11 protein-coding genes are annotated in these 10,750 nt (G+C 62.1%); 5 read left to right on the top strand and 6 right to left on the bottom strand.

Annotated elements, in window-relative coordinates; all coding sequences use genetic code 11:
• Positions 1–2: 2 nt before the first annotated feature.
• The 3 genes from VGO12_RS05865 to VGO12_RS05875 are packed head-to-tail and all read left to right on the top strand — an operon-like array spanning position 3 to position 2,675.
• Positions 3–851: an ABC transporter permease gene (locus VGO12_RS05865; RefSeq protein WP_327511792.1), complete on the top strand. Its 849-nt coding sequence runs from the start codon at positions 3–5 to the stop codon at positions 849–851.
• A 1-nt stretch (position 852) separates the two neighbouring features.
• Complete coding sequence (locus tag VGO12_RS05870; RefSeq protein WP_327511793.1) at positions 853–1,626, top strand: ABC transporter permease; 774 nt, start codon at positions 853–855, stop codon at positions 1,624–1,626.
• Between the two features lie 35 nt (positions 1,627–1,661).
• Positions 1,662–2,675 (top strand): proline racemase family protein, encoded by a 1,014-nt coding sequence (locus VGO12_RS05875; protein ID WP_327511794.1) that lies wholly within the window; start codon positions 1,662–1,664, stop codon positions 2,673–2,675.
• Positions 2,676–2,827: 152 nt separating this feature from the next.
• On the opposite strand, the gene rpsU is transcribed toward VGO12_RS05875, so the two are convergent.
• On the bottom strand, positions 2,828–3,058 hold the full coding sequence (gene rpsU / locus VGO12_RS05880) for a 30S ribosomal protein S21 (protein ID WP_327511795.1): 231 nt from the start codon (positions 3,056–3,058) through the stop codon (positions 2,828–2,830).
• Positions 3,059–3,318: 260 nt separating this feature from the next.
• Between rpsU and VGO12_RS05885 the strand changes: the two genes are divergently transcribed.
• Positions 3,319–5,076, top strand: coding sequence for an adenylate/guanylate cyclase domain-containing protein (locus tag VGO12_RS05885; RefSeq protein ID WP_327511797.1), 1,758 nt, complete (start codon positions 3,319–3,321; stop codon positions 5,074–5,076).
• A gap of 31 nt (positions 5,077–5,107) precedes the next feature.
• Here VGO12_RS05885 and VGO12_RS05890 read toward each other — a convergent pair whose 3' ends face one another.
• A complete protein-coding gene (locus VGO12_RS05890) occupies positions 5,108–6,142 on the bottom strand; it encodes a fatty acid desaturase (protein WP_327511798.1) in 1,035 nt (344 codons plus the stop codon).
• A 265-nt stretch (positions 6,143–6,407) separates the two neighbouring features.
• Entirely contained in the window at positions 6,408–7,307 is a 900-nt protein-coding gene (locus tag VGO12_RS05895) for a LysR family transcriptional regulator (protein ID WP_327511799.1), read from the bottom strand.
• Positions 7,308–7,402: 95 nt separating this feature from the next.
• On the opposite strand from VGO12_RS05895, the gene VGO12_RS05900 reads away from it, so the two are divergent.
• Entirely contained in the window at positions 7,403–8,089 is a 687-nt protein-coding gene (locus VGO12_RS05900) for a DUF2306 domain-containing protein (protein ID WP_327511800.1), read from the top strand.
• Here VGO12_RS05900 and VGO12_RS05905 read toward each other — a convergent pair.
• From VGO12_RS05905 to VGO12_RS05915, 3 genes are all read right to left on the bottom strand, one after another.
• Positions 8,086–8,637, bottom strand: a complete 552-nt coding sequence (locus VGO12_RS05905) for a hypothetical protein (RefSeq protein ID WP_327511801.1) — start codon at positions 8,635–8,637, stop codon at positions 8,086–8,088. The genes VGO12_RS05900 and VGO12_RS05905 overlap by 4 nt on opposite strands.
• 283 nt (positions 8,638–8,920) lie before the next feature.
• Positions 8,921–10,129, bottom strand: coding sequence for an MFS transporter (locus tag VGO12_RS05910; protein WP_327511802.1), 1,209 nt, complete (start codon positions 10,127–10,129; stop codon positions 8,921–8,923).
• 168 nt (positions 10,130–10,297) lie between these two features.
• The coding region (locus tag VGO12_RS05915; protein ID WP_327511803.1) for a helix-turn-helix domain-containing protein at positions 10,298–10,750 on the bottom strand (453 nt) is incomplete at its 5' end.

Raw genomic sequence — 10,750 nt, forward strand, 5'->3', positions numbered from 1 at the left:
CGATGTTTACCTCCCGCCCGACCCTTCTCTGGCTGCTTGCGCTGCCGGTCTGCGTGTTCACGGCTTTCTTCCTGATGCCCCTCGGCGTGGTGCTGGTCGCATCGCTCACCACGCAGGACGGCCAGGTCAGCTTCGCCCAGTATGGTCGTATCCTGATGGACGGCTATCACTGGCAGGTCATCGGCGTCACCTTCCGGCTCGCAATCCTGTCCACCTTGATCTGCGTGGTGCTCGGTTATCCGCTCGCCTGGTATCTGGTCCGTATCGTCCAATGGCGCAGCTGGCGACGGGCATGCGTGATCCTTTTGATCCTGCCGCTGTTCACCTCCAACATCGTCCGTTCTTTCGGCTGGATGGTCCTTCTCGGGCGCACCGGACTTGTCAACGACGCGTTGCTCGCGACCGGCCTGGTGGAACGTCCGGTCCGCTTCCTCGGAACCGAAACCGGCATCCTGATTGGCCTGGTCTACATCCTGTTGCCGTTCACCGTGCTGACAATCGGCAATGCGCTCGCTCGGGTCGAACCCGCCTTGGAACAGGCGTCACGCGATCTCGGCGCAGGTCCGATGCGTACGTTTTTCAGCATCACGTTTCCGCTGACGATGCATGGCGTGATGGCCGGCGGGATCATCGTCTTCTCCATGGCGATCAGCGCCTACGTCACGCCGGCGCTCCTTTCGGGCGGCAAGGTGACGGTGCTCGCGATGCTGGCTTTCCAACAGTATTCGACGGTGTTCGATTTCAATTATGGCGGTGCGCTGTCCATCACGCTTCTGGCCTTCACCATGGCCCTGATCGGCTTCTCGTCCTGGCTGGCGCGGCTTGGCGCGCATGACATGAAAGGAAACTGACATGTTCATCCGTCTCGTAGCGCTCTCGACGCTGGCCTTTCTCGTGTTGCCGCTGGTCGTGGTGATCGGTGTCTCGCTCACCGACACGAAGTTCCTGGCTTTTCCGCCGCAGGGGCTGACGCTCTCCTGGTATGCGGTCGTCCTGGAAAACCCGACCTATCTCCGCTCCTTCCTCACAAGTGCCGTTCTCGCGGCGCTTGCGACCCTCGCAGCAATACTCGTCGCACTGCCTGCCGCGATCGCGATGGCGCGCTATTCCTTCCCCGGAAAATCGGCGCTCTCGGCCCTCATGCTGTCACCGCTCGTCCTGCCGCACATCGTCATCGGCGCAGCACTGCTGCAGTACGGCGCATCGATCGGGCTTGTGCGCAACTTCCCGGCGCTGCTGGTCGGCCACGTCGTGATCGTCACGCCCTTCGTTCTGCGCACGCTCCTGCCGCTCTTTTCACAGGAACAACTGTCGCAGGAAGAGGCATCGCGCGATCTTGGCGCTTCCGCATGGTCGACGTTCTTCCTGGTCACGCTTCCGCAGATCCGGGCAGGGCTCGTGTCCGGCGGCATCTTCGCCTTCATCACCTCGTTCATCAATGTTGAGCTGTCGATCTTCAACACCACGTCGACGCTCAACACCATCCCGGTGCAGCTCTTCAATTACGTGCAGTATTCGGTTGATCCATCGATTGCGGCGGTCTCGTCGCTGACCATCTTGGCCGCGGCCATAGCGATCATACTGATCGACTGGCTGATCGGTCTGGACTTCCTGTCCGGAAGTTAACGCTTACCAAACCCAACATTTTCAGGAGACATGCGATGCGCGTTCAGGACGTGTATAACGTAATCTATACCCATACAGAAGGCGAACCGCTGTGCATCATCTATAGCGGTGTCCCCTATCCGGCGAACTCGAGCATCCTCGAGAAGCGCGCCTTTCTGGAGGAGAACTACGACTGGCTGCGCAAGGCCTTGATGCGCGAACCGCGCGGTCATGCGGACATGTTCGGTGTCTTCCTGACGCCGCCTTCATCGCGGGAGTTCGATGCCGGCCTGATCTACATCGACGGCAAGGAATATTCGCACATGTGCGGCCACGGCACGATCGCAGTCGCCATGGCGATGGTCGCGAATGGCCTGGTGCGCCGCTCGCCGGACGGACTGACGAAGATCCGTTTCGAAACGACGGCCGGTCTGGTCGTGGCCGAAGTCGCCCACGAAGGCGATCGCGTGCTGTGGACCCGGTTCGAGAATGTTCCGGCCTATGTCGCCGAGCAGGACATCGAGTTCGAACTGCCGGGCTACGGCGCACTGAAAGCCGATCTCGTCTGGGGCGGCAACTACTTCGGCATTATCGATCTGCGCAACACCACGCTGCGTATCGCGCCTGAGAATGGCTCCGAACTGTCGCGCATGGGTCTGATTGCCCGCGAGGCCATCCGCGAGAAGGTCAAGGTCCAGCATCCGACCGAAGCCCACATCAACAACCTGAACTTCGTCACCTTCTGGCACGAGCCGACGATTGAAGGGTGCCTTTACAAGAACGTGCATGTCTTTTCTGCCGGCCAGCTCGATCGCTCGCCGGGCGGAACCGGTACCTCGGCGATGATGGCCTATTTCGAGAAGCGTGGCGTCATCACCGTGAACCAGACGATCACCTCCGAAGGACTTCTCGGCTCGGGCGTGTTCGAAGGCTGCCTGATCGGAGAAACGAAGCTCGGCTCGGTGCGGGCCGTGCGCCCGACGGTCAAGGGTACGGCAGGAATTCTCGGCACTGCCGCCTGGACCATCAACCGCGACGACCCGGTCGACGCCGGTTTCCTGGTGCTTTGATGCGAACGGGTGTGTCAGGGCCATGCCTGCCGACGCACCCCAAATGATTGAGCCTCCGCCTTGGGGGCGGAGGCTCAATCAAGATGTGCACTCGTAAAATCGAGGTGCGCCCGACGCCACCGTCACAGCGGCGGCGCCAAGCGTTCGTGAAGCTACCTGGTCTTTTTCGGCTTCGACGGGAGCAGGCCTTCGCGCTGCATTTGCTTGCGCGCATTCTTGCGCTGGCGGCTTACCGCCTCGGCTTTCTCGCGCGCCTTCTTGACCGAAGGCTTTTCAAAAGCCTCGCGCATCCGCATTTCGCGAAAAATGCCTTCGCGCTGGAGTTTCTTCTTCAGGACGCGGAGCGCCTGATCGACATTGTTATCACGTACTAGAACCTGCATTGCCCGCTCGTCGGTTGGAAAAGGTTGCCCAACTTACAGGTTTTCGCGGTGATTTCTAGATCACAGTTCGCAGGAATTTGCGCTTTTCAGAATGTAATGCGAGGCGCCGCTTCAAGACGGCACTCTCGTGAAGCGTCGCCATGGGACCGGCTCGGTGGTAACATGGAATAGCACGGTCGTGGCGTCGGGCCGCCGGACGGTGCTTGTCGCCTCAATCGCACCTGGGCTCATCCGGCGGATCTCCTGAGGGGGAGACAGCCATGGCAACTGCAAGAGCAGAGCGGCGGCTGGCCGCAATCCTGGCCGCTGACGTCGTCGGCTATTCCCGCCTCGTCGAACATGACGAGGCTGGGACGTTGTCGGCGCTCAAGGCTCTGCGCAAGGACGTGATCGATCCGCTGCTGGCGGCCCATCAGGGCCGCATCGTCAAGCTGATGGGCGACGGTGCGCTCGTGGAATTCGGCTCAGTCGTCGATGCGGTCGCGTGCGCGGTCGCCGTCCAGAAAGCGGTTGCCGGCAGCCAGGCCGATATCCCGACGGAGAAACGAATCATCTTCCGGATCGGCGTCAATCTCGGCGATGTGATCCATGAGGCCGATGGGGATCTCTACGGTGATGGGGTCAACATCGCGGCCCGCCTCCAGACCTTGGCTGATCCGGGCGGCATCTGCATTTCCGGCACGGTCTACGATCACCTCCCGGGCAAACTTGACTGCGACTACGAGTATCTCGGCGAACGCCCGCTCAAGAACATGGAGCGACCGGTGCGACTGTACCGCGCGCTTCTGGAAAGGACGGTCGGGCGGAAAGCCGCTCCGAGGCCTGCACTTCCGGACCGACCGTCCATCGCCGTGTTGCCGTTCAATGCCATGAGCGTTGACCCGGAGCAGGACTTTTTCAGCGATGGGCTCACCGAGGACATCACCACGGCGCTGTCCAAGCTCAAGGGCTTCTTCGTCATCGCCCGAAACACCATGTTCACCTTCAAGGGAAAGCCCGTGGATGTGCGCGCCATCGGGCGCGAGCTCGGGATCCGCTATGTTCTTGAAGGGAGTGTCCGCAAGGCCGGCAACCGGATGCGGGTGACCGCGCAGCTCATCGATGCGGCCTCCGAAGTCCATCTCTGGGCCGAGAGGTACGATGGCGACCTCGGCGACATCTTCGCCATCCAGGACGAAATCACCGCAAGCGTCGTCGGCCGCATCGGGCCGGAACTGCTGGCGGCGGAGCACGCTCGTGAAAGTCCCAAACCGCATCATGGCCTTGATGCCTGGGAATGTGTCGTGCGGGCGGTGTTCCTGTGTTCGCAACTCTCCGAGGAGAGCAGCGGGAAGATGCTCCCCCTGCTCGATCGGGCCATCGGACTGGCGCCCGGTTATGCCCAGGCGCTGGCCATGAAAGGCTGGATTACCGTGTGGCGCGCGTTCCAGGGGTGGGAGGACATGGGATCCGCCCTGGCACTGGCCAGGGATTTGGTCCAACAGGCCATCGCCGCGGATGACAAGGAACAGTGGACCTACCTTGCGCAGGCGATGATAGCCTTTGCGACGCGCGACAATGTCCTGGCGACGGCAGCGATCAGCCAGGCTGTCGCGATCAACCCCAACTCGGCCTTTGCACACGGGCAGTTGGGACTTGCGCATGCCAACGGAGGGCGCGGGGCAGACGCCATTCCGTGTATCGACCACGCCCTCAGACTGAGCCCACGCGAGGCTTTTCTCGGCGATTTTCAGTTTTACTACGCCATGGCCTATTTCCAGGGCGCGGACTACCAACTTGGATTGTACTACGCACGCGAGGCGCATCGTTTGCGCTCCGGCCATGCGGTTCCGCTCATCATCGGTACGGCCTGTGCCGGACTTCTGGGCAATCAGGAGGCTGCCGCGGACCTGCTCGGACGGCTCAAGTCGATCGTTCCCGACATCTCACGGGACGCGGTCGCAGTGACATCGTCTTTCGTCCGCGCCGAGGATCGGGCGCGCCTGATCGAGGGACTTGCCCGTGCCGGCCTGAATTGACGCCGCGCACGCCTAGCTGATCACTCGTCCATCAAGGGTGAGCGGCAGCGGCGTCACGGAAGGACACCAGTCTCTGGCGTCGATCGTCCCAAAGGACAAGCTTGACGCAACGCAAGCTATCCCAGAGCGTTATGCGTCCGATATCCGCGAGTTGGGGATGGTCGCGCAGAACCTCCGGCAATCTGTAGTATGGGATCCTGCTCGAGAGATGATGCACGTGGTGAATGCCGATATTGCCGGTCAGCCATCGAAGCACCAGCGGCAGGTCATAGTGCGATGCGCCGTGCAGGGCTGCCCGCGGAAAGTGCCAGTCCTCTCCGGCCGACCAGTGCGTCTCCTCAAACTGGTGCTGCACGTAGAAGAGCCAGATGCCGGCGGCGCCGGCCAGAAGCACGATCGGCAGGTGGACCAGGAGGAAAGGTCCAAGTCCAATCGCCCAGGCCGCCAAGGCGGCGCAGGCCAGGATCGCGGCGTTCGTCGTCATGGTGGAAACCCAGGGCAGCGCGCCGCCCTTCATCATCCCGAAGGGCAGACGTTGCTTGAGCAAAAAGAGCCAGGCCGGGCCGATGCCGAACATCACAAGTGGGTGCCGGTACAAGCGGTAGCGCAGTCGCTTCAGGCGGGAAAGCGCGCGGTACTCCGAGATGGTGAGCGTGGTGATGTCGCCGGTTCCCCGCTCATCCAGATTGCCGGCCGAGGCGTGATGAGCGGCGTGGGACCTGCGCCAATAGTCGTAGGGCGTCATGGTCAGCACGCCGATGACGCGACCTGACCAATCGTCGAGGGCGCGACGGGCGAAAAATGAACCGTGGCCGCAATCGTGCTGGATCATGAACAGTCTGAGCAGGAAGGCTGCGGCCGGAATGATCGCGATCAGCCCGTACCAGACCCCGTAAGCGAGGGAAAAGTAGGCGATGGCCCAGAAACAGGCGAACGGGACGATCGTGACAAGAAGCTCAAAGGCACTGCGCCCGATGCGGGGCTGACGGTACTTCGCAAGGATCTTCAACCATGTGCGGGCGTCCTGTTCAACAGGAGAGGCCGACGGATAAACATGCGTGTTCATCAAAAACTGTTCCGAATTCCCTCGCCTCGCAAATCATCTGCCAGGCCCGTGTTTGTTTGTTTCGGAGTGCAATGGTCGAAAGTGTCGGGCTTGGCAAGCCTTGCGCGCCCGATATCGGACATGGCGCGCGGCCCTGTGCGTCGAAACGGCGTCACCAGTGCGCTTGGCGGAAGAGCATGTCGCGGGGATGCGCCGTAGCTTGAGGGCCAAAGAACCCGGTGGGCGGGCGACGCGCTTTGGGGCCGTCGCTGTGGCCGTTCGAAGTCTATTGCTCGACGCGATGCGAATAAGCGGACAATCCGGTGACGAGGGCATCGAACACCGCGCGGATACGGGGCATGTCGAGCATGTCCTCATGGGTGACGACCCACGTGCCGAGCTCGGCGATCACGAGCCCGGGAAGGACACGCCGGAGATCGGGATCGCGCGTGGCGGAAGGGACCTGCATGACCCCGATGCCGACACTCGCCCGGACGGCGGCCGCAACGGCCGTGTGACTGTCGGTTCGAAGGACGAAGCTCGCCTGCGCATTGGCCGGACGGAGCGCTTCGGCCAATGCGAGTTCCCGCAGGTTTCGATCCGGTCCGATCAGGTCATGCCCTGCCAGGTCGTCCAGACATTCCGGCACGCCATGCGTGGCGAGATAGTGGGTTGAGGCGAAGAAGCCGAGTGACACCGGCGGCAGCTTCTGCGCCACCAGAACGGACTGAACCGGGGGTATGTTGCGGATCGCGACGTCGACTTCACGCGACAACAGGTCGGCCACCCGGTCGCTCGCGACCAGCTCGATGCGGATGCCCGGATGGGATCGGCGCAGCCGGGCAAGGATCGGAGGCACGACTTCGACGGCCATGAAGTCCGACACGCTGAGCCGCACGACGCCCGACAGCGCATCCGACGGCGCGGCGGCCTGACGGACGAACAGCTCCGAAGCGGCCGCCATGGTGCGCACGGTGGCGGCCATGTCGCGCGCGTGATCGGTCGGGTTAAGGCCGTTGACGGAGCGGGTGAACAGCGTCGTTCCGAGCGCTTTCTCCAGCGCCGCAATCCGGGCTCGAACCGTGGGGTGCGACAGGCCGAGCGCCCGGGCGGCCCCGGCAAAACTGCCGGTTTCAAGCGCCGAGAGGAATATCCGCTGGTCGTCCCATGACACCGGTCTGCTCATAAGTTTCTTTCTATCAAATGCCGGCGTTCTTGCAATTCAGTTTCTATCATTACGGTTGTATTTTCGCCTCACCCTCTCAAGAAAAGCGAACGAACATGAGCATTGTGAGCGCCAGCCTGCCCCGCAAGACAACATGGGCTCTCTTCATCGCATCGGCCGTCGGCATCGCCCTTTATTCGGTGCCACCATACCTGACGCTCGATCCTGCCTTGAGCAAGATCCCGCTCAATCGCGCTCATCTCTCTCATCTGCTCTGGATTTCGATCCATGGGGTGCCGGGCGCCGTGGCCCTTGTCATCGGTCCGTTCCAGCTCCTTGCCGGGTTCCGCAGCCGCTTCCCGCGGTGGCATCGCTATCTCGGCCGGGTCTATGTGGTCGTCGTCGTGATCGGCAGCATTGCGGGTCTCGTCGCGGCGCTGATGTCCACATCCGGCATCCCGGCGCAGATCGGCTTCGTTCTCCTGGCACTGGCCTGGATGTTCACGATGTGGAAGGGTTATCGGGCGGCAAGAGCGCGTCGTTTTGCGGATCACCGCATCTGGATGATCCGCAACTATGCCCTGACTTTCGCGGCGGTGGCGTTGCGGGTGTTTCTCGGCCTCGGCGGTATCGCGATGGCTATCTGGCCGCAGGTGACTTTCAGCGACATCTATCTTGCCAGCATCTGGGGTTCGATCCTGGTCTGTGCGGTTCTCGCCGAGTGGCTGTTCGTCAGCCCGTCGCCTCGAAACAATCTGGCGCTCGGGGGGCGACGACCCCTCGACAAGGCTGACGCGACCTAGAGAGGCTTGAAGGTGACAATCCCTCCGGCCAGCGCGAGTGCGCCGCCGGCGATGAGACCGAAGCTCTTTTGAAACTCGACCAAGCCGCTTGGCGTCCCCACAGAGGCGCGGGTACGACAATCGTCAAGTTGCGGAAGGAGTGCACTGGACGCGACGGCGAGGGTAATTCCAGCTGCGGTGGCACTGACCCCAATCGCGATTGCAACTGCAATACCTGCGTATGGGATTACCGCGATGAACGCTGCGGCTACGGCCGCCGCTGTGAGGGCTGCCAGAGCTGCGGCCAAGCCAATAAGCACAGCAAAGAGCTTGTCGCCGGCCTCTTTGCAGGGCGCCACCGTACATTGGGCAGCCTCCGCCGCAGCCGCGTTGACCGAACCCATCGCGCTTGCAGACAAGACGGCAATAGCGAGCATGATCGGCATGTTGGCTGCCGATGTCCACCATGATCCAGCGAGCGCGGTTGCGATGCCGGCGAGGACGACCGCGATCAGGAGCAGCACACTTGCGCTGATCAGGAACGCTGCGATCTTGGTCGGATTGCACATGGTCCCTCCAATCTGCTCACATCCGACTGACACGAGAGCCTTCGGAAAAAGAGGGGAGAGGCTGCTCGTCGAATTGCGCCCAGCAAGGATGTCCGCAAGGATCACCTTAGAGACGATAGGCCGAATGCCGGCGGTTTTCAACGCAACCGGGTTGAAGGGCGGCCGGAGGATGGGACGCGCGAACGCGTGTCCCAACGGTTTGCGGAGGAGCATGGCGGCAGGTTCGTGCTGTGGTCAAGGCCGGCGCTCATTGCACGAGCGCGTCGTCGATCGGCGGTCGCTTCTACCGATGGCCCTCTTCAATTCGTGGAAGGAACCACGCCAGAAGCCCCGCGAGCGGGAGGAACGAGCAGACGTAGTAGACGGTTTCGACGCCGTAACTGTCAGCCAATATTCCAAGCAGCGCTGCGGCAATGCCGCCGAGGCCGAAATTCAGGCCGTAAAACAGCCCGCCGATCAGGCCGATCCGGTGCGGCAAAAGCTCGATGGCGTAGATCAGGATAGAGGCGAACGCACTTGCCATGATCAGGTTGATCATCACCGTCAGCACACCGGTCCAGAACAGGTCCACATGCGGCAGCATCAGTGTCAGCGGAAGCGGGCCCAGAACCGAGATCCAGATGATGCGGTAGCGCCCGATGCGGTCGCCGACGATGCCGCCGATCAGCGCGCCGGCGGCGGATGCCAGCAGGAAGATGAACAGCATCATCTGTGCGGAGGGGATCGATAGGCCGAACCTCTCCATGAGATAGAAGGTGTAGAACGAGCGGAAGCTCTCGCCATAGGCGTTCTTGGTGAACATCAGCAGGGTCAGGACCACCAGGGCCACCGCCACAGTCGCTGGCGCGTGACGAACGGCGCCGCCCGCCTTCTTCCCGTCGGCCCGCAATGCCATGAATGCGGCGCTGATCTCCCGCTGCTTGCTGCCGATCCAGACCAGAAGCGCCATGGCCATCAGCGCCAGAACGGCAAACCAAGCAAGGCTCGGCTGTCCCCAAGGAACAATGATCAGCGCGGCAAAGACCGGGCCGAGCGCGCCGCCCGCCTGGCCGCCGACTTGAAACAGTCCTTGTGCCAGTCCCTGCCGTCCGCCGGCGGCGTAGCGCGCCATGCGGGTTGCTTCGGGGTGAAAGATGGACGATCCGATGCCGATCAGCGCGACGGAAACCAGGATCACCGCGTAGCTATGGGCAAAGGCGAGGCTGACAAGCCCCGAGAGCGTAAACATCATGCCGACGACCGGCGAATAGGGCGCGGGATGTTTGTCCGTCACCATACCGATCACCGGCTGTAGCAGAGACCCGGCGATCTGGAACGTCATGGTGATCATGCCGATCTGCACGAAATCCAGCGCATAGGCATCCTTCAAAATAGGATAGGCAGCTGGTATCAGCGACTGCATCAGGTCGTTCAGCAGATGGGTGAGGCCCAGAATGGCCAGGACGGCAAGATGGGTCTTTGGACGCGACATGGTTGGGACGGCGACTGTCATGATGGTCGTACTTGGCCTTTTGGAGAATCCGGGAAGGAGACCGCAGCGAGGTCTGCAATCCTGATTGACTGAGAGCCTGCCGCGCTTCGCAGCTTATGCGTCGTCAAACGGGCGGGCAACCGGGTTGTTCGCGCTGGAATGGCGACCGCCCCGGGATTACATGTTCGTTCACATCGATTTTTGCGCTCTGAGCCTGCTCGGCGTCTGTCCGTAGGCCTTTGCGAATATCCTGGAAAAATGCCCGGCGCTTTCAAAGCCGACGTCGAGCGCGATCTCGATCAGCGACGCATCGGTCTGGGTGAGAAGGTGCTTGGCGCGCTCCAGCCGGAACTTCCGGTAGACGAGCGCCGGCGACATTTTCGCCTTTTCCATGAACAGGCGCTCCAGTTGCCGACGCGACAGACCGACGGACGCGGCGAGTTCCGGGATCGAGATCGCCTTTTCGGTGTGCTGCTCCATGATGATAAGGGCGGCGTTCAAACGGGGATCGTTGCTCTCGATTGCCAGCGGTTTTCGCGGCTGGACATGAAGTTGCGAGCGCGCCTTGTCGATCTGCAGCACTTCCAGCGCGTTCCGCTCCGCTTCCTTGCTGATGTGAAGGCGGACGATGTGGGCTGCCAT

This window comes from Ensifer sp., from assembly GCF_035999135.1.
In the GTDB taxonomy this organism is placed as follows: domain Bacteria; phylum Pseudomonadota; class Alphaproteobacteria; order Rhizobiales; family Rhizobiaceae; genus Ensifer.

Coding starts and splice junctions, on each gene's coding strand:
- VGO12_RS05890 (WP_327511798.1), bottom strand. CDS start 6,142: ATGAACACGCATGTTTATCCGTCGGCCTCTCCTGTTGAACAGGACGCC.
- rpsU (WP_327511795.1), bottom strand. CDS start 3,058: ATGCAGGTTCTAGTACGTGATAACAATGTCGATCAGGCGCTCCGCGTC.
- VGO12_RS05895 (WP_327511799.1), bottom strand. CDS start 7,307: ATGAGCAGACCGGTGTCATGGGACGACCAGCGGATATTCCTCTCGGCG.
- VGO12_RS05885 (WP_327511797.1), top strand. CDS start 3,319: ATGGCAACTGCAAGAGCAGAGCGGCGGCTGGCCGCAATCCTGGCCGCT.
- VGO12_RS05910 (WP_327511802.1), bottom strand. CDS start 10,129: ATGACAGTCGCCGTCCCAACCATGTCGCGTCCAAAGACCCATCTTGCC.
- VGO12_RS05875 (WP_327511794.1), top strand. CDS start 1,662: ATGCGCGTTCAGGACGTGTATAACGTAATCTATACCCATACAGAAGGC.
- VGO12_RS05870 (WP_327511793.1), top strand. CDS start 853: ATGTTCATCCGTCTCGTAGCGCTCTCGACGCTGGCCTTTCTCGTGTTG.
- VGO12_RS05900 (WP_327511800.1), top strand. CDS start 7,403: ATGAGCATTGTGAGCGCCAGCCTGCCCCGCAAGACAACATGGGCTCTC.
- VGO12_RS05905 (WP_327511801.1), bottom strand. CDS start 8,637: ATGTGCAATCCGACCAAGATCGCAGCGTTCCTGATCAGCGCAAGTGTG.
- VGO12_RS05865 (WP_327511792.1), top strand. CDS start 3: ATGTTTACCTCCCGCCCGACCCTTCTCTGGCTGCTTGCGCTGCCGGTC.